Origin of the sequence: Micromonospora sp. RHAY321 (genome assembly GCF_023896955.1) — a bacterium.
In the GTDB taxonomy this organism is placed as follows: domain Bacteria; phylum Actinomycetota; class Actinomycetes; order Mycobacteriales; family Micromonosporaceae; genus Micromonospora.
Map to the genome: position 1 here is coordinate 237,516 of NZ_JAMHIW010000008.1, position 21,493 is coordinate 259,008.

Below are 21,493 nucleotides of genomic sequence, written 5' to 3' on the forward strand. Positions count from 1 at the left end.
GCCCTGCTGGCACGGCGTGCGGACGTTACACCCATCGTATCCGTTCAACGCGGCCCGCATCGCTCCCATTTCCGCTGGCCGCGATCAACTCCCGGCCCGGAAGTCGTACCGGTCGAAGCTCTCCTGGTGGCGGGTGAACCGGTACGTCGCCCAGTGCATCCGGACCACCGTGCCGGCCTCGTCCCGGGTCAGCCGCAGCAGCTCCCCGGTCTCCCGCCCGGAGACCGTGCGGAACACGTCCGGGCGGTCCGGCAGGGGGGTGAAGACCGCCGGCGGGCGTCCCGCCGGGTCGCCGGCCCCACGTGCCCGCAGCGTGCCGTCGTGCCAGGAGAAGACGTACTCGAAACCCTCACCCCACCAGCGGCCCAGCACGCCCCGCAGGGCCGCCGGAGCGGGCGGGCCGGGCCGCCAGGGCTCGATCTCGGCCGGGTCGTGCTCGACCGCCGCGGCGAGCAGTTGGTGCGGCAGGTCGAACAGCTCGGCCGCCGTGCCGGACGAGCCGAGCACGGCCGCGCCCATCGCGCCCGCCGTGCCGTCGCCACCCCGGCGGCCGTAGACCGCCGCCAGGAAACCGGGCATCGCCCCGTCGTGCCCCACGTGCACCACCCGTTCGCCCTGCGGGACCAGGATCAGCCCCAGCCCGAAGCCGGCACCCCAGAGCGTCTCGTCGGTGGTGGTCACCGGCCAGCGCATCTCGTCCAGGGTGGTGGGGGCGAGCACCGCGCCGGTCGGGTCCAGCGCCGCCGGGTCGGCGAGGAACGCCGCCCAGCGGGCCATGTCGGTGGCGGTGCTCCAGAGCTGGGCTGCCGGGCCGACCCCGCCGAAGTCGGTCGGCGGCTCCGGGTGAGCCTCGTCGGAGTACGCGTCGACCAGGAACCCGGTGGCCGCGGCCGGCCCGGGAGTCACGGTGGTGTCGGTCAGCCCCAGTGGCGTCAGGACCAGCTCGCCGAGCACCTCCGCCCAGCTGCCGCCGCGCAGCCGGGCGACGAGCTGCCCGAGCACGGCCACGCCGAGGTTGGAGTAGTGGAAGCGGCGGGCCGGCGGCAACACCCGCTCGGCCCGGGCCAGCTCGGCGACCAGTTCGTCGGCGTCCGGCGCGCGCAGGGTGTCCCACACGTCGCCGAACGGCTCACGCTGCAGGCCGCCCGTGTGCGACAGCAGCCGGCGGACGGTCAGCTCCCCGTGCGCCGGCAGGTCCAGGTGCCGGCCCACCGGGTCGTCCAGGTCGAGCAGTCCGTCGTCGCGGCACTGCAGGGTGAGCGCCGCGGTGAACGTCTTGGTGACCGAGCCGATCCGGAACTGGGTACGCGGCCCCAGCGCGTCGTCGGTGCCGGTGCCGCCGACGGCGCACTGCCACAGCGGCCGGTCCGCCCGGTGCAGCGCCGCCGACACCGCCGGTACGCGCGCGTCGGCCTGCACCCGCCGGACCAGTCGTCCCAACCGCTCGTCCACGCGGCTGTCCGGCGCCGGCCCCGCGTTCACGCCAGGTCCCGGGCGAGCATCGGCCCGAGCGGAGCGCCACCGAGCAGGTGCGCGTGCGCGTGGAACACCTCCTGCCCGCCGTACGCGCCGGTGTTGAACATCAACCGGAAACCGTCGCCGAGCAACCCCTCGTCGTCGGCAACGGCGGCGGCCGTGGCCAGCACCTCACCGGCCAGTGCCGGGTCACCCTCGGCGAGGGTGGCCACGTCGGCGTAGTGCTCCTTCGGAATGATCAGCACGTGCACCGGCGCCTTCGGGCCGATGTCCCGGAAGGCGAGCGTCGTGGCGGTCTCCCGGACCACGGTGGCCGGGATCTCCCCGGCGACGATGCGGCAGAACAGGCAGTCGGATCCCATCGGGGCAGTCTAAGGAAGGTGCCCCGGGCGACGCCGCCGGTGGCGGAAGGGTCCCTTCCCGACGTTCGCGCCCCTACGGCAGGATGCCGTGCATGACGGATCGAGCGGTACTGGTGACCGGGGCCTCGCGCGGGATCGGACGGGCGGTGGCGGCGGCTTTCGCAGCCGGCGGCGACCGGGTGGCGATCCACCACCGGGACTCGGCGGACGCCGCCGAGGAGGTGCGTGCGCACCTGCCCGGAACGGGGCACGTCGTGGTCCGCGCGGACCTCACCGACCCGGAGGCGGTACGGGCCATGGTCGACCGGGCCGCCGAACTGCTCGGCGGGATCGACGTGCTGGTCAACAACGCCGGGATGTACGGCGGCCGGGACGATCCGCACCCGGTCTTCGGCGCCTCCTACGAAGAGTGGCAGCGGCGCTGGCGGCAGGTGCTGGAGACCAACCTGACCGGCGCCGGCAACGTCACCTGGTGCGCCGCCCAGCACATGCGGGAGCGCGGCGGCCGGATCGTCAACGTCTCGTCCCGGGGCGCGTTCCGCGGTGAGCCGCAGCAGCCGGCGTACGGCGCCAGCAAGGCAGGGCTGAACGCCCTGGGCCAGTCCCTGGCCGTGGCACTCGCGCCGTACGGCATCGCGGTGGCCACCGTCGCGCCGGGTTACGTGGCCACCGACATGACCACCGATCACCTGAGCGGTGAGGGCGGCGCGGCGATCCGCGCGCAGAGCCCGTTCGACCGGGTCGCCCAGCCGGAGGAGATCGCCGCCGCGGTGCACTGGCTGGCCTCGCCCCAGGCCGAGTGGGCCTCCGGCACCATCGTCGACCTCAACGGCGCCTCCTACCTCCGCAGCTGACCCCCGGCCTCCGCGACCCCCGGGTCGACCGAGGCTTTGTCGTCTCGCGGGACCACGCCGCCGAGAGCCGTCCGGCCGACCACCGGTCAGCGCGGCGACAGCGGTCAACCCGGCTACGCCGGCGACCGGGCCGGTTCGGAGGCCGGACTACCAGCGGTTGAGGCGGGTGGCCAGCACGCTGAGTGCCGCCACGCCCGCCGTGGAGGTGCGGAGCACCGTCGGGCCGAGTCGTACGGGCCGGGCTCCGGCCTCGCGGAACGCGGTCAACTCGGCCGTGTCGATGCCGCCCTCGGGGCCGACCACCAGGACGATCTCCCCGGTCGAGGGCAGGTCGGCGGTGGTCAGCCGCTCCTCGGCCTCCTCGTGCAGCACGAACCCGGCGGCGGCGCCGGCGATGCGGCGGGCCACCGTCGCGGTGGACTCGTCCGGTGCGCCGGCAACCACCGGCAGCCAGGGCCGGCGGGCCTGCTTGGCGGCCTCCCGGGCGGTGGCCACCCACTTCTCCCGGGCCCGTACGCCCCGGTCGCCACGCCACTGCGTCACCGAACGGGCCGCCGCCCAGGGCACGATCTCGTCGACGCCCACCTCGGTCATCGCCTGCACGGCCAGCTCACCCCGGTCGCCCTTGGCGATGCCCTGCACGCTCACCAGTCGGGGTACGGGCGCGTCCGCGTACCCCCGCGAGGTGACGGTGAGTTCCAGGCTGCCCCGGCCGACGGCGGTGACCACCGCGGCCGCCGTGCCGCCCCGGCCGTCGGAGAGCAGCAACTCCTCGCCGACCCGCAACCGTTGCACGGTGGCGGCGTGGTGCCCCTCGGGACCGTCGAGGGTCAACGCGTCGGCGGTGGGCAGGGACTCGACCAGGAACAGCGGCGCGGACACGATGATCAGGCTAGCCGCGCCGGTCAGGCGTGGCCGTTGAACGCGTCGCGCATCCGCGAGAAGAAGCCGCCCTGCTTGCTCAGCTCGGCGACCTCCTCGCCGCGGGTCTTGGCGAAGTCGCGCAGCATCCGCTCCTGGTCCGGGTCGAGCTTCGTCGGCGTCCGGACGTCCAGGTGGACGTAGAGGTCGCCCCGGCCGGTGCCGCGCAGGTGCGGCACGCCGCGGGCACGCAGCCGCAGGGTACTGGCCGGCTGGGTGCCGGCCTTGACGTCGACCGTCTCCTCGCTGTCCAGCGTCTTGATGGTCAGCCGGGTGCCCAGTGCCGCCGCGGTCATCGGCACGGTGACCCGGCAGTGCAGGTCGTCGCCCTTGCGGGAGTACACGTCGTGCGGCCGCTCGTGGATCTCCACGTAGAGGTCACCGGCGGTGCCGCCACCCGGGCCCACCTCGCCCTGCTGGGCCAGCCGGATCCGCATGCCGTCCTCGACGCCGGCCGGGATCTTGACAGTCAGCGAGCGGCGGGTCCGCACCCGGCCGTCGCCGGCACAGGTGGGGCAGGGGTGCGGGATGGTGGTGCCGTAGCCCTGGCAGACGGTGCACGGCCGGGCGGAGACGACCTGGCCGAGGAAGGTGCGCTGCACCGACTGCACCTCGCCCCGACCCCCGCACGCCTCACAGGTGGCCAGGTGGGTGCCGGCGGCCGTGCCGGCGCCGGAACAGGTGGTGCAGAGCACCGCGGTGTCGACGGTGATCGGGGCCTCGACGCCGAACGCCGTCTCGTGCAGGTCCAGCTCCAGCCGCAGGATCGCGTCGGCGCCCGGACGGGTGCGCGGGCGCGGACCACGCGCGCCGCCCCCCGCGCCGCCGAAGAACGCGTCCATGATGTCCTGGAAACCGACGAACGGGCCGGCGCCGCCGGGACCGCCCGGACCACCGGCGCCGCCGCCACCCGGGGCGAGCGGGTCGCCACCCAGGTCGACGATCTGCCGCTTCCGGTCGTCCGAGAGGACCTCGTACGCGGCGTTGATGTCCTTGAACTTCTCCTGTGCCTCCGGGTCCGGATTGACGTCCGGGTGGAACTGGCGCGCCAGCTTGCGGTAGGCGCGCTTGATCTCGTCGTCGGAGGCTTCCCGGCTCACACCGAGGATGCCGTAGTAGTCCCTGGCCACTGCGTTCCGTGTCCTCATGTTCGTCTCGCGTTGCGCCGGTCGGCGGCCGCAGCCGGCCGTCGGCCCTGACTGGTCAGTTCTGGGCCAGCAGCTCGCCCACGTAGCGTGCCACGGCGCGCACCGTGGCGATGGTGCCGGGGTAGTCCATGCGGGTGGGCCCCAGCACCCCCAGGCCGCCCACGATGGTGGCGCCCGGGCCGTACCCGGTGCTGACCACCGAGGCGGCGCGCAGGTTGTCGAACTCGTTCTCGTCGCCGATGAGCACCCGGGTGGTGCTCGGCTCCGTCTCGCCGATGAGCTTGAGCAGCACGACCTCCTCCTCGAGCGCCTCGAGGATCGGCCGCAGGGAGCCCTGGAAGTCGAGCAGGCCGCCGCGTGTGAGGTTGGCGGTGCCGGCCAGCGCGATCCGCTCCTCGTGCCGCTCGACCAGCGTCTCCAGCAGCACCGTGGCGAGGGTGGTCATCGTCGGGCGCAGCTCGGGCGGCGCCTCGTCGACCAGCGTCTGCACCAGCGGCGGCGTGTCGGACAGCCGGGCGCCGGCGAGCTTCTCGTTGACCAGCCGGCGCAGGTCGGTGACGTCGTCGGCGGGCACCGGCCCGGGCAGCTCCACGAGCCGCTGCTCCACCCGCCCGGTGTCGGCGATCATGACGAGCATCAGCCGGGTGGTGGAGATCGGCACCAGCTCCAGGTGCCGCACCGAGGAGCGGGCCAGGCTCGGGTACTGCACGACTGCCACCTGCCGGGTCAGCTGCGCGAGCAGCCGCACCGTGCGGTGCACCACGTCGTCGAGGTCGACCGCGCCGACCAGGAAGCGCTCGATGGCCCGGCGCTCGGCCGGGCTGAGCGGCTTGACCCGGGACAGCCGGTCGACGAAGAGCCGGTAGCCGCGGTCGGTGGGCACCCGCCCCGCACTGGTGTGCGGCTGCCGGATGTAGCCCTCCTCCTCCAGCACGGCCATGTCGTTGCGGACCGTGGCCGGGGACACACCAAGCTGGTGCCGCTCGACCAGCGCCTTGCTGCCGACGGGCTCCTGGGTGGAGACGTAGTCCTCGACGATGGCGCGGAGCACGGCGAGCTTGCGGTCGTCGAGACCCATCCTCCGCACCTCCTGTCGCACGTCGGCCGCCGCCCACGGTGGGGTCGGCGGGCCGTCCTGGCACTCGACTGTAACGAGTGCCAGTCTACGTCGGCGTGCCCGCCAGCGCGATGATCAACGACGCACCGTCGGTGCGGTCCGGGACGCCGGGTGGCCGAGCGGCCTGCCGGGCCGGCGGTGTCGCTCTGGTGCGCCGTTGCCGTGGACCCCTACCGTGACATCCATGACTGAACCTCCTCGCCCTCCCGGAGCGGGTGACCCCGGCAACTACCCGCCGGAGCCGACCTCCCCGGGCTCGTCCCCCTCGGCCGAGCCACCCACCGCACCACTGTCCGGGGCACCCGCACCGGGCGGCTATCCCCCGGCCGGTGGCTATCCGCCGCCCACCGGTGACCAACCGCCGTCAGGCGGCTACCCTCCGCCCGGTGGCTACCCTCCGCCCGGTGGCTACCCTCCGCCCGGTGGCTTTCCTCCCGGCGGTTATCCGACCGGTGGCGCGTACGGGCCGCCCGCCGGTGGCTTCGCCAACAACGAGGACAAGACCTGGGCCCTGGTCGCGCACTTCGGCGGCGCCCTCGGCGCCCTGATCAGCTTCGGCCCGCTGGGCTTCGTCGCCCCGCTGGTGGCCTACCTGGCCCGTGGCCAGCAGTCGCCGACCGTCCGGGCGCACGCCCTGGCCGCGCTGAACTTCCAGATCCTCTGGTCGATCATCGCGTTCGTGCTGCTCTTCGTGAGCTGGTGCCTGCTCTTCCTGCCCAGCATCGCGGTGGTGGTGATCCAGATCCTGTTCGGCATCATCGCCGGGATCAAGGCCAACGAGGGCACGCCTTACCGCTACCCGATGTCCGCCAACTTCATCAAGTGACCGGGTCGGCCGCTCCCCCGGCCGGCCCGGCGCACCGTCACCCGCGGCGGTGCGACCGGGTCAGGGGAGCAGGTCGCGGACCACGGCGTCGGCGAGGAGCCGGCCCCGCAGGGTGAGCACCGCCCGGCCGGCCGCGTACTCCGGGCCGGCCAGCAGGCCGTCGGCCAGCGCCCGCTCGGCGCCGGCCCGACCGGTGGCGTCGAGCACCGCCAGCGGCAGGCCGCTGGCCAGCCGCAGCCGCAGCATCACGTCCTCCATGTGCGCCTCGTCGACCGTGAGCACCTCCCGGGCGAGGCCGGGAGACGTGCCGGCGGCCAGCCGCTGGGCGTACGCCGACGGGTGCTTCACGTTCCACCAGCGCACCCCGCCGACGTGGCTGTGCGCCCCCGGCCCGAGGCCCCACCAGTCCGCGCCGGTCCAGTAGAGCAGGTTGTGTCGGCACCGGGCCTCGTCGGTGCGGGCCCAGTTGGAGACCTCGTACCAGGACAGGCCGGCCGCGCCGAGGGCGGCCTCCGCGGCCAGGTAGCGGTCCGCGGCGACGTCGTCACTGGGGTACGGCAGCTCGCCGCGACGCATCCGCGCGGCCAGCCGGGTGCCGTCCTCCACGATCAGGGCGTACGCGCTGACGTGGTCCACCCCGGCGGCGACCACCTGCTCCAGCGAGGCGGCGAAGTCCTCGGCCCGCTCCCCCGGAGTGCCGTAGATCAGGTCGAGGTTGACGTGCTCGAACCCGGCGTCACGCGCCTCCAGGGCGGCGGCGGTGGCCCGACCCGCGCTGTGCTTGCGGTCGAGGATCGCCAGCACACCGGGTGCGGCGGACTGCATGCCCAGCGAGATCCGGGTGTAGCCGGCGGCCCGCAGCAGCTTCAGCGATTCCGGGGTGACCGACTCCGGGTTGGCCTCGGTGGTCACCTCGACGTCGGCGGCCAGCCCCCAGGTGCGGTCGATGCCGTCGAGGATGCGGGCAAGATCGTCGGCAGGGAGCAGCGTGGGCGTGCCGCCGCCGACGAAGACCGTGTCGACACGGGGCGGTGGGCTGTCGCCGAGCACCCGGGCGGCGAGGGCCAGCTCGGCCAGCACGGTGTCGGCGTACCCCTCGCGGCTGGCGCCACCGCCGAGCTCGGCGGCCGTGTAGGTGTTGAAGTCGCAGTAGCCGCAGCGGCTGGCGCAGAAGGGCACGTGCACGTACACGCCGAAGCCGCGCTCGCCGACCGCGGCGGTGGCGGTGGCGGGCAGCGATCCGTCGACGGGGACGGTCTCACCATCTGGAAGGACGCCGGGCATGGCCACTAGTGTGCCCGGCATGACCTCTCCCGACGTCCTCGTGCGGGTCGCCACGGCCCGTGGGGTGACCACCCTCACCCTGGACAGCCCGCACAACCGCAATGCGCTCTCCACCGGTCTGATGACCCAGTTGCTGGCCGGGCTGGCCGACGCGGTGGCCGACGACGCGGTCCGGGTGATCGTGCTCGACCACACCGGCCCGGTCTTCTGCTCGGGTGCCGACCTGAAGGAGACCGCTGCGGCGTACGCCAGCGGGACGGTGCCGGCCGGGATGCTGGGCGACGTGCTCGCGGCGCTCTGGGAGTGCCCGAAGCCGGTGCTGGCCCGGGTGGCCGGGCCGGCGCGGGCCGGCGGGCTGGGCCTGATCGCCGCCGCGGACCTGGCGGTCTGCGCCGAGGAGGCGACGTTCGCCTTCACCGAGGTGCGGATCGGGGTGATCCCGGCGGTGATCTCGGCGACCGTGCTCCCCCGGCTGCACCCGCGTGCCGCCGCCGAGCTGTACCTGACCGGGGACACCTTCGACGGCCGGCGGGCGGCCGAGATCGGTCTGGTCACCGCGGCGGTGCCGGCGGACGGGCTGGACGCGGCGGTACACCGGTACTGCGACTCGTTGGTGCGGGGCGCGCCGGGTGCGCTGGCCGGCGCGAAGGAGTTGCTGCGCCAACCGGGCACGGCCGAGCTGCGCGCTGAGCTGGCCCGGCTGTCCGCTCTGTCGACGGGCTACTTCCTCTCCGACGAGGGACGCGAGGGCGTCACCGCGTTCCGGGAGAAACGACCGGCGCGCTGGGTGCCCGCTCTCGACGTCTGAGCGCTCCGGGCGGCGTTGCTGTGTGCGTCCTCGATGAGGGTCGGGGTGCCACCCGGGAACGGCGGCATCCCGGAGCCCGTCACCACGCGGTAGCGCCGCCGTCGACCGGGTAGTTCGCCCCGGTGATGTACGACGCCCGGTCGGACGCGAGGAAGACCACCAGTTCGGCGACCTCCTCGGGTTGGGCGAAGCGCTTGACGAGCGTCTTGCCGGTGATCGCGTCCCGGGCCGCCTGGTTGTCGCCGAGGTCGCGTTCGCTGGCCGGGCTCACGATGGGCCCGGGACTGATCGCCACCGCGCGGATCCCGTGGGGCGCGCCTTCGAGCGCGAGTTGCCGGGTCATGCCGATGATGCCGGCGTTCGCGGCGGCGTGCCCCACCATCGGGGGGACATGGCCACCGATCATTCCGGCCATGGAAGCGGCGCTGATGATGACGCCGCCACCGCGCCGGACCAGGTGCGGCCACGCGAACTTCGACACGAAGAAGGGAATGTCGAGTTCGCCGGTGATGGTGAACCGCCAGTCCTCGACGGAGAAGTCGGGCATCGGACCGAAGCGGAGGGCGGCCGCGTTGTTGTAGACCACGTCGAGCCCGCCGTAGGCCGCCACGGCGTCCTCGACGAGCTTGCGCACCTGCTCCGGGTCGGTGAGATCGACCGGGGCGATGCCCGTCATCTCACCTCCGGCGTTCCGGACGAGTTCGACCGTCTCGTTGTTGCCGTCGATCTGGATGTCGGCCCCGACGACCCGTGCGCCTTCTCGCGCGAAGGCCAGCGCCGCGACGCGGCCCAGACCTCCTCCGGTGCCGGTGATGAGCACTACCTTGCCATCCATCGTTCCCATGGAACCTTCTCCTTGGCGTGTGGCCTGTCGGTGATTGACATGTCAATCGGAGATAAGCCCTTGACTGGTCAATCACTTCCCAGCGACAGGGCCGCGGTGACGCGCGAGACAGGCCAGGACCGGGCGGGCGTCAGACGGCTGCCACGGATCGGTGCAGGCAGCACGAATGCGGTGAGAACGCCCAGGCCCCGATTGTCGGCGAATTCAGCCGGACGGGAGGCGATATGGCAGGTGAGACCGGTGTCGAAGCGGGAACCTCGGGGTGAGCTGCGCCGGGCGGCCAGGGTCGAAACCGGTCGGACGACCCGGACCGGTCGCGGAGGGACGTACGCTTGTCGGACTGTCGATGTGGGGGTGTGGGTGCGAACTCGGGCAGCCGTGGCGGGTGGAGTGGTTCTCATCCTCGTCGCCGTGATCGCAGTCTGGCTCGTCGTGCGGCAGGTGGGGGACCGTCTGCAGCTGCCACTGTCGGCGCGGAAGTGCACCGTCCAGGCCGACGGCCGGGTCGCCCTGGACGCCGACCAGATGGCCAACGCGGCGACCATCGCGGCGATCGGTGCGCAGCGTGGGATGCCGGAGCGGGCCGTGGTGGTCGCGCTGGCCACCGCGTACCAGGAGTCGGGGCTGCGCAACCTCGCCGACGGCGACCGGGACTCGGTCGGCCTGTTCCAGCAGCGCCCGAGCCAGGGCTGGGGCACCCCGACGCAGATCCGCGACCCGCGCTACGCGGCGAACCGCTTCTATGCGGCACTGAAGAAGGTGCGCGGCTGGGAGAAGATGCGGGTCACCGACGCCGCCCAGCGGGTGCAGCGCTCAGCCTTCCCCGAGGCGTACCAGAAGTGGGCCGACGACTCCGAGGTGCTCAGCCGGGCGCTGCTGGGCGACGCCACCGGCGCGGTCGCCTGCACGGTGGGGCGTACCCCGGTGATGCGCGGTGCGGCGGCGGCCGCGCAGCTGACCCGCAACCTGATGCTGGACTGGGGGTTGTCCGGCACGGACACGGCCGGGCAGACCGGGCTGGCGGTGACCGCGGGCGACCAGCGCGACGGCTGGCGGTACGCGCACTGGCTGGTGTCGCACGCCCAGGACCACGGTGTGAAGCGGGTTCGCTTCGGCGACCTGGAATGGACCGCCCGGGACGGCACCTGGGGCCAGGTGACCGGCGAGCAGGGTGCGACCGGCCAGGTGGTGGCCGAGGTGTTCGCCGAGGGGTGAGCGGGCCCGGATCTCTTAACCGGCAGTCATCGCACAATCGGACAAAATCCCCTATAACGCCTTATTGATTGTCGAAATCTCACTCTGCGGAGCGGTTTCGCTGCGCATGGTCCGGCAGCGGTTCTTTCCTGCCGCGCGCCCTCCCCGACGCCGAGGTGATCGCGTTACGATCGGCGGCCTGTGCCAGAAATGGTTCCACCTCATGGGGAGGGGTACGACACGGTGTTCGATTACGGCGACCGGACCGGCTACGAACCGATCAGCGACACTGACCGCAAGGAGTTCCACGAGCAGGGCTTCCTCCTGCTGCGCAACGTCCTGACGGAGGACCACCGGGCGGCGCTGGAGGCGGCCGTGGACCGCGTCTACGCGGAGGAGCAGGCCAAGGGCAACACCAAGAAGGACGGCACGCTGCACCTGCTGGGCTTCCTGGAGCGCGACGAGCTCTTCGGCGAGCTGCTCACCCACCCGATCGCCTTCCCGTACATGTGGGGGCTGGCCGGCTGGAACATCTACACCCACCACAACCACCTGGACGTCACTCCCCCGGCCCTGGAGCCGGAGAAGCCGTACTGGGGTTGGCACCAGGACGGGTACCGCCAGAACTCCGACCCGGAGACCATGGACCCGAACCTGCCCCGCCCGATGTTCTCGCTCAAGGTCGCGTACGTGCTCTCCGACCTCTCCGAGACCGGTCGCGGCGCCACGAAGGTCATCCCGGGCAGCCACCTGTGGAACTCGCTGCCCCGGCCCGCCGACCTGAGCGTGCACAACCCCGACCCGGAGGGCACGGTGGAGATCACCGCCAACCCGGGCGACGCCTTCATCTTCGACCGCCGGCAGTGGCACTCCCGGTCGACGAACCTGTCGACCATCACCCGCAAGATGCTGTTCGTCGGCTACACCTACCGGTGGATCCGCCCGCTCGACGAGCTGCACCCCGACCTGGACGGCGAGTGGTACCGCAACCGCACGCCGGTGCAGCGCCAGCTGATCGGTGAGGGCACCCACACCGCGAACTACTGGGGCATCAACTGGGACGGGTACGTCGACGACGAGATCCCGCTGCGCAAGGAGCTCAAGGAGCGCGGTCTGCTGGACCGCAACATCCCCTGGCTCCGCTGACCCACCGACCGGGAGCCCCTGTCATCCGACGATGACAGGGGCTCCCGCGCGTCCGGCGGTTGTCCGTCAGCCGCGGCTGGCGAGTCGACGGCGGGCCTTCTCCCGGATCGGCTCCGGCAGGTCCTCCGCGTCGAGCAGCCGGGGCAGCAACTCCGGTTCCAGGCTGGTTGCCCGGAACACCTCGCCGATGGTCACCCCGTGCGCGGGCCGGTCGACGACCTCGACCGGGTCGCCGGCACCCACCTCACCCTCGCGCAGCACCCGCAGGTAGGCCCCCGGGGTGGCACGCACGGTGAAGCGCCGGATCAGATCGGGCATCCCCCAGAAGCCGGCGAACGTCGTGCAGGGGGTACGCGGCATGGTCACCTGGAGCACCGCCGTGCCGATCGCCCACTGCTCGCCGATCACCGCCCCGGTCACGTCGATCGCATAGGTGGTCAGGTTCTCGCCGAACCCGCCGGGCCGGACGCCGCGGCCGATCTCCGTGGACCACCAGGCGGCGTCCTCCTCGGCGTACGCGTAGACGGCCTTGTCCGGCCCGCCGTGGTGGGCCCGCTCGCCGATGAAGTCGCCGGCCAGACCACCGGCGAGCACCGGCACCGGCCCGTCGACGGGTCGCTTGTCGATGCCGCTGCGACCGCTCGCGTCGCCGGCCCACTCCGCCTCGGTCACCACGCCGAGGTTCACCGATGCCACCCTGCCCGTCATGGCGATCAGCCTAGTGGCGACCCGGCGCCGGCCGCGTCCGCCGATCACCGCGCTCCGGCGTGCCGGCCGGTCAGCCCTTGACGGCGCCGGCGACCAGGCCGGAGACCATCCGCCGCTGCACCAGCAGGAAGAAGATGATGACCGGCAGGGTGAACAGGGTGGAGGCGGCCATCACGGGCCCCCAGTTGGTGTCGTCGCGGCCGAAGAAGAAGGTCATCGCCACCGGCAGGGTGTAGCGGCCCTGGTCGTTGATGAACGTCAGCGCGAAGATCAGCTCGTTCCACGCCGTGATGAAGGAGAAGATGCTCGTGGCGACCAGGCCGGGGGCCACCAGCGGGAAGAGGATCCGGCGGAACGTCTGGGCCCGGCTGGCGCCGTCGATGGCCGCCGCCTCCTCCAACTCCTTGGGTACGGCGGCGACGAAGCCGCGCAGCATCCAGACCGCGAACGGCAGCGAGAAGCCGAGGTACGTGAGGATCAGGCTGGGCAGGGTGTTGTAGAGCCCGAGCCGCTGGATCATCAGGAACAGCGGGATGACCAGCGCCTCCAGGGGGATCATCTGCACCACCAGCAGCATGATCAGGAAACTGGTCCGCAGCTTGAACCGGAACCGGGCCACCGCCGTCGCGGCGAGCAGGGCGACCAGGCCGCTGAGCACCACCGTCGAGACGGCGACCAGGGCGCTGTTGAGGAAGAAGTCGAAGAAGCTCACGCCGGGGATCAGGTTGCCGGTCAGGATCTCCCGGTAGTGCGTCAGCGTCGGGTGGGTCGGCACCGGCTGCGGAGTGGACGAGAAGATCTCGCTGCTCGGCTTCAACGAGGTGGAGATCATCCAGTAGACCGGGAACGCCGCGAAGAGCGCGACCAGCAGCCCGGCGGCGTTGAGGGCCACCTTCCTCACGACTCGTCCTCCTGCCTGAGCACCATCCGTACGTAGAAGCCGGTGACCACGAGCAGGATCAGCGTGAGGATCACCGCGATGGCCGCACCGAGCCCGTACTTCGGCGGCGGCGAGAACGCCTCCGCGTAGGAGTAGATGGAGAGCATGAACGTCGGCCGGTCCTGGGTGCCGCCGGCCAGCACGAACTGCTGGGTGAAGACCTTGAAGTCCCAGATGGTGGAGAGCACGATCAGGATCCCGAAGACGGGGCGCAGCAGCGGGAAGGTGATCCGCCAGAACACCCGCCACGCGCTGGCGCCGTCCACCCGTGCCGCCTCGTGCAGCTCGCTCGGCACGCTCTTCAGGCCGGCGAGCACACTCACCGCGATGAACGGGAACGAGTGCCAGACCACCACCAGGGTGAGGATGGCGAAGAAGAGCAGCGGGGAGTTGAACCACCCGTAGCCGGTCCAGTCGCTGCGGCCGAACAGGCCGTTGGACAGGCCGTCGGGCAGCGCGTTGAACAGCCAGGTGACCAGGCCGCTCGTGTCGTCGAAAATCCACTTCCACACGATCGTGCCGGTCAGTGCCGGGGTGGCCCAGGCGAGCATCACGCAACTCGCCACGAAGGTGGCCATCTTGCGGCCGAGCCGGTTGAGCAGCAACCCGACCAGGGTGCCGAGGACCATCGTGAGCAGCACGTTGGCCACGGCGAACAGGACCGTGTTGCGCAGCACGGTCAGGAAGAACGGATCGGAGAGGATCTGGGTGTAGTTGCCGAGCCCCACCCACGGCCACTCCCGGTCGCCGCGCAGTTGCCGGACGCTGTTGAGCCGGTAGAAGGACATCGCCACCACCTGGCCGAGCGGCCAGAGCAGCAGCACCCCGATGATCACCAGTGCGGGCAGGAGCAGCAGGTAGGGCAGGCGGTCCACCCGGCGACGCCGCCGCGCGGGGGTCTCCCGCGCGGCGGCCGTCTCCGGCACCTCGGTCAGCGTGGTCACTTGGCGTTGAGGATGCTTTCCATCTCACCGGCCGCGTCAGCGGTAGCCTTCTCGACCGTCTTCTGACCCTTCATGACCGAGCTGTTCATCGCCTGGGTCACCGTCTTCGTCCGGCTGACCTCCACCCACTTCGGGGTGAGCGGCGTGAGCTTGGTGTTCTGCATGGTCGTGGCGAACGCCGCCATGACCTTGTCGTTGGCGTACGCGTCACCGGCGACCAGGTCCTGGTAGACCGGGAAGAAGCCGAGGCTGCTCGCGAAGCTCTGCGAGTTCTTCTTGTTCAGCAGCACGGTCAGGTAGTCCCAGGCGAGGTCCTGGCGCTCGCTGTCCTTCCAGATCGCCACGTCCGAACCACCGGCGAAACCGGGTGCGGCCTTGCCGTCCGGGCCGGGGATCGGGAACGTACCCCAGACCTTCTCGATCTCGGGGTTGTCCTTCTTGATGGCGCCCTGCTGCCAACTGCCGGCGAAGGCCATGGCCGCCTTGCCGGTGGCGAACTGGGTGCGGGCGTCGATCTCGTTCCAGCCCGCGGCGGCCGGCGGGGCCACCTTGTGCACGGTCACCAGGTCGGTCCAGAACTTGACCGCCCGCTGCGCCTCCGGCGTGGTGTAGCCGGACTTCCAGGTGCCGCCCTGGTTGGTGGCGATCTCGCCGCCGGCACCCCAGAGGAAGGAGTAGAAGGGCAGCTCGGAGTTGCCGGGCAGCGCGATGCCGTAGGTGCCCGGCTTCTTCGCCTGCACGGTCTTGGCCGCGGTGACCAGCTCGTCCCAGGTCTTCGGCGGCTGCACGCCCGCCTCGGCGAACCAGTCGGTGCGGTAGTAGATGGCCCGGACGCCGGCGTACCAGGGCACGCCGTACTGCTTGCCGTCGAGCTGCGCGTTGCGCACCAGGTCGGGCAGCAGGTCCTTGCCGTCGGTCCAGCCGCCCATCCGGCCGCTCACGTCGGCGAGCGCCTCCTGGGCGGCCCAGCCCTGGGTCTCGGTGTTGCCCAGCTCGGTGATGTCCGGCCCCTCACCGCCGGCCAGCGCGGCCTGGAACTTCTTGGGCGCCTCCAGCCAGGGGATGTACTGCACCACCACGTCCGTGTCGGGGTGCTTCTGCCGGAACTCGGCCTCGACGCCGTCCAGGAACGTGTTCTGGGCGTCGCCGCCCTCGCCCATCATCCAGACCGTGAGCTTGCTGTTGTCGGCCGCGTCCTCATCGGAGCCCCCGCAGCCGGTCAGCACCATCGCGGCCGAGGCCACCACGGCGGTGACCGGGGCCAGCCGCTTCCACCTGTTCACGCCACTTCTCCCCTCGCGCCGCCTGGAACTAACCTTCCACGCCGCACCTTAGTACGAAGATTTCCTTTACGACAGTGGGCGCGGAGGCGGAGGCGAGGCGACCGTACCGCAGGGGGTCGGCGAGAGGGGCTGGGGCATCGGGCCGAACTCGGGCATCGCAGCACGAAAGAGCGCCCGGCCGATGGCCGGGCGCTCTTTGGTAGTGCGGTGATGCCGGGTTGTTACCGCGTGACGCTGCGGCGGCGACCCACGCCGGCCACCAGCGCGACCGCGATCGCGGCCACCACGACCTGCACCAGCAGCTCGCCCCAGTCGACACCGTTCGTCTCGGTCGCGATGCCGATGGCCCGCGCCAGCACGGTGCCCAGCAGAGCGGCACCGACGCCGATCAGCAGGTGCAGCCAGATCGGCATGTTCTGGCGGCCCGGGACGACCAGGCGGCCCAGCGCGCCGACGATGAGACCAACAACGATGGCGGTGATGATGCCCCACACGGTGAGCTCCACGGTCGCCCTCCTTCAAAGAATGTCTGACACACAATGTGTGCTTCCTGTCGTGACCGCTAAGTTCCCGACCCGTCGAAATCCCAAACCGACTTCGCTCACCAGACGATCACGATCGGGCATACAAGGGCGGGTTCCACCGCCACCAGCCCACCTCCGGTGGCCGGCCTTCGGCTGCTCAACGCCACGATCCCCGCACCATCGCTGAAAGTGCCGCCTCCCAACGGGTTGAGGCAGCACTTTCGGCGAAACTGCGCGGATCTTGGGGCCGGCGGGCGGCCGGACGCGAGACGTCTTCGGGAGAGGGGTGGACGCCGATGGGCGCCCGACCTGTCGGCCGGGCGCCCATCGAAGTGTCGCGGTGGTACGGAGTGCTGTTGCGCGGGTTATCGGGTGACGCTGCGGCGGCGACCCACGCCGGCCACCAGCGCGACCGCGATGGCCGCCACGACGACCTGCACCAGCAGCTCGCCCCAGTCGATGCCGTTCGTCTCGGTCGCGATGCCGATGGCCCGCGCCAGCACGGTGCCCAGCAGGGCCGCGCCGACACCGATCAGCATGTGCAGCCACATGGGCATGTTCTGCCGGCCCGGGACGACCAGGCGGCCCAGCGCGCCGACGATGAGACCAACAACAAGCGCAGTGATGATGCCCCACACGGTGAGCTCCACGATCGCCCTCCTTCAAAGAATGTCTGACACACAATGTGTGCTTCCTGTCGTGACCGCTAAGTTCCCGACCCGCCAAAAATCCAAACCGACTCACCTCGGGCAGCAGCGGCACACGTCAATGCCGGATCGGGTGCGTCGATTGGCGTGGGAGCGCGTCCATCCAGGTAGGAGGCCATGTCGTCGGGTCGTCCACCACGCGCCGGGCGCAGAAAAATTTCTCCGCGGGACGCCGGACGCCGGACGCGAACCGCCAGACGGACGCCCGGACGCCGGACGGCCGGTGCCCCGCCGGACCGGTCGTCAGGACCAGGCCCGGCCGTGGACACCGGCCGTCTTCGTCGATCAGCGCCGGCGCAGCGGCGTCAGGGTCACTTCTTGCCGGCGGACTTGCCGTCGCCGGAGTCGGAGGAGAGGGCGGCGATGAAGGCCTCCTGCGGCACCTCGACCCGGCCGACCATCTTCATCCGCTTCTTGCCCTCCTTCTGCTTCTCCAGCAGCTTGCGCTTACGGCTGATGTCACCGCCGTAGCACTTGGCGAGCACGTCCTTGCGGATCGCCCGGATGGTCTCCCGGGCGATGACCCGGCTGCCGATGGCCGCCTGGATCGGCACCTCGAACTGCTGACGCGGGATCAGGGTGCGCAGCTTGGCGGCGATCGTGACGCCGTAGTTGTACGCCTTGTCCTTGTGCACGATGGCGCTGAACGCGTCCACCGGCTCGCCGTGCAGCAGGATGTCCACCTTCACCAGGTCCGACGCCTGCTCGCCGGAGGGCTCGTAGTCGAGCGAGGCGTAGCCCTTGGTGCGACTCTTCAACTGGTCGAAGAAGTCGTAGATGATCTCCGCGAGCGGCAGCGTGTAGCGCAGCTCGACCCGGTCGGCGGAGAGGTAGTCCATGCCGAGCAGGCTGCCCCGCCGGCCCTGGCACAGCTCCATCACGGCGCCCACGTAGTCGTTGGGCGTCAGAACCGTGGCCCGCACCACCGGCTCGTACACCTCGGCGATCTTGCCGGTCGGGTACTCGCTGGGGTTGGTGACGACGATCTCCTCGCCGTCGTCGGTGATCGCCCGGTACACCACGTTGGGCGCGGTGGAGATCAGGTCGAGGTTGTACTCGCGCTCCAGCCGCTCCCGGATGATCTCCAGGTGGAGCAGGCCGAGGAAGCCGCAGCGGAAGCCGAAGCCGAGCGCGCCGGAGGTCTCGGGCTCGTAGTCCAGCGCGGCGTCGTTGAGCTTGAGCTTGTCCAGCGCCTCACGCAGGTTGGGGTAGTCGGACCCGTCGATCGGGTAGAGGCCGGAGTAGACCATCGGCTTCGGGTCCTTGTAGCCACCCAGCGCCTCTTTCGCCGGCCGGCTGTTGATGGTGACCGTGTCACCGACCCGGGACTGCCGGACGTCCTTCACACCGGTGATCAGGTAGCCGACCTCGCCGACACCGAGCGCCTCGGCCTTCACCATCTCCGGAGAGATGACGCCGATCTCCAGCAGCTCGTGCACCGCACCGGTGGACATCATCTTGATCCGGTCGCGGGCGCTGATCCGGCCGTCGATGACCCGGACGTAGGTGACCACGCCGCGGTAGACGTCGTACACCGAGTCGAAGATCATCGCCCGGGCGGGCGCCTCGGCGTCGCCGGTCGGCGGGATGAACTGCCGGACGATCTCGTCGAGCAGGTGCGGCACGCCCTCCCCGGTCTTGCCGGAGACCCGGATGCAGTCGGCGGGGTCGCCGCCGATCAGGTGGGCCAGCTCCTCCGCGTACTTCTCGGGCTGGGCGGCCGGCAGGTCGATCTTGTTGAGCACCGGGATGATGCGCAGGTCGTTCTCAAGGGCCAGGTAGAGGTTGGCCAGGGTCTGCGCCTCGATGCCCTGCGCGGCGTCGACCAGCAGCACGGCACCCTCGCAGGCGGCCAGCGACCGGGACACCTCGTAGGTGAAGTCGACGTGCCCCGGGGTGTCGATCATGTTGAGGACCGCGTGCTCGCCGGCCCGCTCGCCCTCGCGGATGGTCCACGGCATGCGGACGGCCTGGCTCTTGATGGTGATGCCACGCTCGCGCTCGATGTCCATCCGGTCCAGGTACTGGGCGCGCATCTGCCGGGGGTCGACCACACCGGTGAGCTGCAACATCCGGTCGGCCAGGGTCGACTTTCCGTGGTCGATGTGGGCGATGATGCCGAAGTTCCGGATAACAGCCGGCTCGGTGGCACCGGGAGCGTTCCGGGCGGAATCGGGCGTCGGTGGCACAGCGGTCCGTTCTGATCGGCTGACGTGAGCGGGCCGGCGCGACGCCGACCCCTTCTATGATCCCACGCCGCCGGGGCGCGTCCGCTGCGCGGGCGATCCTCCCCGCCCCGACCCGCGCCGCACCGCCCGGACCGTCACTCCATCGGCGGCTCCACGAAGAGCGCCGCCAGCCGGGGCAACCGCCGGCGGGCCTCCTCCTCGTCGTCGAAGTCCCAGAAGTCGTTGAGGTCCGGCGCACGCACCGGCTCCCGGTCCGCCGGTAGCTCCGCCGCGGTGGCCCTGCGGTACGCGTCCCACGGGACCGCCAGCATCTGCTCGGCGGAGAACTCCTCACCGGTGAGCGAGGCGGCCCGCACCTGGGGCAGCTCGGCCAGCGAGTCCGGGTCGGCGACGGCGCGGGCGAAGACCGCCCGGCCCTGGGTCATCAGCCAGCCCCGGAAGTGCTCGAAGCCGTCCGCCGAGGCGCCCCCGTTGATCAGGTACGCCGCTCCCCAGAGATCCGCCTTGTGCGAGGCGGCCAGCACCCGCGCCTGGTGCCGCGCGTACCCGACGATGTCCTCCGGATCGCGCTCGGCGAGCAGGGCGACGGCCCGCGCGGCGACCGGCCCCGGCTCTCCCCCGCCACCGGCGCGGGCCTGGTCGATCAGCTCCCAGAAGTCCTCGGTCCTCATGGCTTGGCAGTCTCGCAGTGTCGCCGCGCACCGCGCACGTACCCCGGGGCAGCATGGTGGGGTGTCGTCGCCCACGTCGTTGCCTCCGGTGCCGTACCACGCCAGCGCGCTGCGCCCGTCCTGGTCGGCGCTGCCGGCGGCGCTGCGGGACGCGCTGGCCGACCGCCTCGGCGCGCCGGTGGTCACCGTCCGGGTCGCGGGCGCGGGCTTCACCCGGGGCTTCGCGGCCGTGCTCGACACCGCCGACGGCGGCCGGGCCTTCGTGAAGGCCGCACCCGCCGCCGAGCAACCGCATCTGGTCGACTGGTACGCCCGGGAGGCCGCGATCCTCGACCGGTTGCCGGCCGGCCTGCCGGCGCCCCGCCCCCGGTGGACGCTGTCCGAGGCCGGCTGGTTCGTGCTCTGCACCGACGCCGTCGACGGCCACACGCCGCAGTTGCCCTGGGTGCCGGCCGAGCTGGACGCCACCCTGGCCGGGTACGCCGGGGTCGCCGCCGCGCTGGCCGACCCGCCGGCCGGGCTCACCGCGCTCGGCCTGCCGCATCTGGCGGACCTGGCCCGGTCGGACATCCTGTGGTGGGAGGAGGTAGCCGCCGGCCGGGAGCCGTCACCGGCGCTGCCCGAGCCCGTGCGGGGCCGGCTGCCCGAGCTGGTGGCGTTGGAGTCGCGCCTCCCCCGGTACGCCGCCGGGGCGACCGGTCTGATCCACGGCGACCTGCGGGTGGACAACGTGCTCATCGGTGCGGACGGCCGGGCCTGGTTCTGCGACTGGACCTGGGTGTGCCACGGGCCGGCCTGGTTCGATCTGGCCGGCCTGCTGATCACCGCGTACGCCGGCGGCCTGGACGCCGACCGGCTCTTCGCCACGCACCCGGCGACCGCGGACGCACCCCCCGACGCGCTGGACGCCAGCCTGGCCGCGCTGGCCGGCTACTACCTCACCGGCGCCGAGGCGGCACCGGTGACGGCCTCGCCTCACCTGCCCGCCCACCAGCGGTGGAGCGGCGGACACGCTCTCGACTGGCTCGCCCACCGCCAGGGCTGGCGGTGACGGGCCGGCTCGGCTGAGTGTCGGGCGTAGTGTGGTCCCGACGGGCCGGGTGACCGGCGCGTTCGGCCGCGCGAGGGCCGAGCCGTTTTGGCTCGTCCCGGGCGACCTGGTAACCTGGCTCTTCGCGCAGCGATGACGCATGTTCGTCATGCCGCGCACAAGCTGACCAACCCGAGCTATCAAGACGAGGCTGTCGCGTGGCGAACATCAAGTCCCAGATCAAGCGCAACCGGCAGAACGAGAAGGCCCGGCTGCGCAACAAGTCGGTCAAGTCGTCGCTGAAGACCGCCGTCCGGAAGTTCAACGAGGCTGCTGAGGCCGGTGACGTCGAGAAGGCCACCGCGCTGATGCAGGAGGCCTCGCGCAAGCTGGACAAGGCCGTCAGCAAGGGCGTGATCCACTCCAACCAGGCCGCGAACCGCAAGTCCGCGATCGCCAAGCGCGTGGGTGCACTCTCCGCCTGACGACTGCCGTCAGACTGATTCGGAAAGCCCCG

Annotated in this window: 22 protein-coding genes; 7 read left to right on the plus strand and 15 right to left on the minus strand. The window is 71.7% G+C overall.

The features are described 5' to 3' along the window. Positions 1–84 precede the first annotated feature (84 nt). The gene (locus M8C17_RS19505) at positions 85–1,482 is read right to left on the minus strand and encodes a serine hydrolase (protein ID WP_252417930.1); all 1,398 of its coding nucleotides are present in this window, start codon (positions 1,480–1,482) and stop codon (positions 85–87) included. After that, entirely contained in the window at positions 1,479–1,838 is a 360-nt protein-coding gene (locus M8C17_RS19510) for a histidine triad nucleotide-binding protein (protein ID WP_252417931.1), read from the minus strand. The genes M8C17_RS19505 and M8C17_RS19510 overlap by 4 nt, the downstream gene beginning before the upstream one ends. Positions 1,839–1,930: 92 nt before the next feature. Here M8C17_RS19510 and M8C17_RS19515 point away from each other — a divergent pair, with 92 nt between their 5' ends. Next, a complete protein-coding gene (locus M8C17_RS19515; protein WP_252417932.1) occupies positions 1,931–2,692 on the plus strand; it encodes an SDR family NAD(P)-dependent oxidoreductase in 762 nt (253 codons plus the stop codon). A gap of 147 nt (positions 2,693–2,839) precedes the next feature. On the opposite strand, the gene M8C17_RS19520 is transcribed toward M8C17_RS19515, so the two are convergent. From M8C17_RS19520 to hrcA, 3 genes are all read right to left on the minus strand, one after another. Further along, positions 2,840–3,574, minus strand: a complete 735-nt coding sequence (locus tag M8C17_RS19520) for a 16S rRNA (uracil(1498)-N(3))-methyltransferase (RefSeq protein ID WP_252417933.1) — start codon at positions 3,572–3,574, stop codon at positions 2,840–2,842. A gap of 23 nt (positions 3,575–3,597) precedes the next feature. Beyond that, the gene (gene dnaJ, locus M8C17_RS19525) at positions 3,598–4,743 is read right to left on the minus strand and encodes a molecular chaperone DnaJ (RefSeq protein WP_252417984.1); all 1,146 of its coding nucleotides are present in this window, start codon (positions 4,741–4,743) and stop codon (positions 3,598–3,600) included. 73 nt (positions 4,744–4,816) lie between these two features. Then, entirely contained in the window at positions 4,817–5,839 is a 1,023-nt protein-coding gene (gene hrcA / locus M8C17_RS19530; RefSeq protein ID WP_252417934.1) for a heat-inducible transcriptional repressor HrcA, read from the minus strand. A 223-nt stretch (positions 5,840–6,062) separates the two neighbouring features. Here hrcA and M8C17_RS19535 point away from each other — a divergent pair, with 223 nt between their 5' ends. Then, complete coding sequence (locus tag M8C17_RS19535; protein WP_252417935.1) at positions 6,063–6,704, plus strand: DUF4870 domain-containing protein; 642 nt, start codon at positions 6,063–6,065, stop codon at positions 6,702–6,704. A 60-nt stretch (positions 6,705–6,764) separates the two neighbouring features. Here M8C17_RS19535 and hemW read toward each other — a convergent pair whose 3' ends face one another. Further along, on the minus strand, positions 6,765–7,988 hold the full coding sequence (gene hemW, locus M8C17_RS19540; protein WP_252417985.1) for a radical SAM family heme chaperone HemW: 1,224 nt from the start codon (positions 7,986–7,988) through the stop codon (positions 6,765–6,767). Between the two features lie 19 nt (positions 7,989–8,007). Between hemW and M8C17_RS19545 the strand changes: the two genes are divergently transcribed. Further along, positions 8,008–8,796 (plus strand): enoyl-CoA hydratase-related protein, encoded by a 789-nt coding sequence (locus M8C17_RS19545; protein ID WP_252417936.1) that lies wholly within the window; start codon positions 8,008–8,010, stop codon positions 8,794–8,796. A gap of 79 nt (positions 8,797–8,875) precedes the next feature. Here the strand turns inward: M8C17_RS19545 and M8C17_RS19550 are convergent, their stop codons facing one another. After that, on the minus strand, positions 8,876–9,640 hold the full coding sequence (locus M8C17_RS19550; RefSeq protein WP_252417937.1) for an SDR family NAD(P)-dependent oxidoreductase: 765 nt from the start codon (positions 9,638–9,640) through the stop codon (positions 8,876–8,878). A gap of 360 nt (positions 9,641–10,000) precedes the next feature. On the opposite strand from M8C17_RS19550, the gene M8C17_RS19555 reads away from it, so the two are divergent. Further along, the gene (locus M8C17_RS19555) at positions 10,001–10,855 is read left to right on the plus strand and encodes a hypothetical protein (RefSeq protein ID WP_374558663.1); all 855 of its coding nucleotides are present in this window, start codon (positions 10,001–10,003) and stop codon (positions 10,853–10,855) included. Positions 10,856–11,077: 222 nt separating this feature from the next. Next, complete coding sequence (locus tag M8C17_RS19560) at positions 11,078–11,980, plus strand: phytanoyl-CoA dioxygenase family protein (RefSeq protein WP_252417939.1); 903 nt, start codon at positions 11,078–11,080, stop codon at positions 11,978–11,980. Positions 11,981–12,046: 66 nt separating this feature from the next. Here M8C17_RS19560 and M8C17_RS19565 read toward each other — a convergent pair whose 3' ends face one another. The 8 genes from M8C17_RS19565 to M8C17_RS19600 form a co-directional block, all read right to left on the minus strand. Continuing rightward, positions 12,047–12,688, minus strand: coding sequence for an MOSC domain-containing protein (locus M8C17_RS19565; RefSeq protein WP_252417940.1), 642 nt, complete (start codon positions 12,686–12,688; stop codon positions 12,047–12,049). 70 nt (positions 12,689–12,758) lie between these two features. After that, complete coding sequence (locus M8C17_RS19570; RefSeq protein ID WP_252417941.1) at positions 12,759–13,589, minus strand: carbohydrate ABC transporter permease; 831 nt, start codon at positions 13,587–13,589, stop codon at positions 12,759–12,761. Beyond that, a complete protein-coding gene (locus tag M8C17_RS19575; protein ID WP_252417942.1) occupies positions 13,586–14,572 on the minus strand; it encodes a carbohydrate ABC transporter permease in 987 nt (328 codons plus the stop codon). The genes M8C17_RS19570 and M8C17_RS19575 overlap by 4 nt, the downstream gene beginning before the upstream one ends. Next, positions 14,569–15,855, minus strand: coding sequence for an extracellular solute-binding protein (locus tag M8C17_RS19580; RefSeq protein ID WP_252417943.1), 1,287 nt, complete (start codon positions 15,853–15,855; stop codon positions 14,569–14,571). The genes M8C17_RS19575 and M8C17_RS19580 overlap by 4 nt, the downstream gene beginning before the upstream one ends. Positions 15,856–16,076: 221 nt before the next feature. Continuing rightward, the gene (locus tag M8C17_RS19585; RefSeq protein ID WP_179780540.1) at positions 16,077–16,361 is read right to left on the minus strand and encodes a GlsB/YeaQ/YmgE family stress response membrane protein; all 285 of its coding nucleotides are present in this window, start codon (positions 16,359–16,361) and stop codon (positions 16,077–16,079) included. A 383-nt stretch (positions 16,362–16,744) separates the two neighbouring features. Then, positions 16,745–17,029, minus strand: a complete 285-nt coding sequence (locus tag M8C17_RS19590) for a GlsB/YeaQ/YmgE family stress response membrane protein (protein ID WP_074313648.1) — start codon at positions 17,027–17,029, stop codon at positions 16,745–16,747. A gap of 368 nt (positions 17,030–17,397) precedes the next feature. Then, entirely contained in the window at positions 17,398–19,275 is a 1,878-nt protein-coding gene (lepA, locus tag M8C17_RS19595; protein ID WP_252417944.1) for a translation elongation factor 4, read from the minus strand. A gap of 134 nt (positions 19,276–19,409) precedes the next feature. Beyond that, entirely contained in the window at positions 19,410–19,946 is a 537-nt protein-coding gene (locus tag M8C17_RS19600; protein WP_252417945.1) for a DUF4240 domain-containing protein, read from the minus strand. Between the two features lie 61 nt (positions 19,947–20,007). Between M8C17_RS19600 and M8C17_RS19605 the strand changes: the two genes are divergently transcribed. After that, entirely contained in the window at positions 20,008–20,997 is a 990-nt protein-coding gene (locus tag M8C17_RS19605; protein WP_252417946.1) for a phosphotransferase, read from the plus strand. 197 nt (positions 20,998–21,194) lie between these two features. Then, entirely contained in the window at positions 21,195–21,461 is a 267-nt protein-coding gene (gene rpsT / locus M8C17_RS19610; RefSeq protein ID WP_252417947.1) for a 30S ribosomal protein S20, read from the plus strand. The last annotated feature ends 32 nt before the right edge of the window (positions 21,462–21,493 follow it).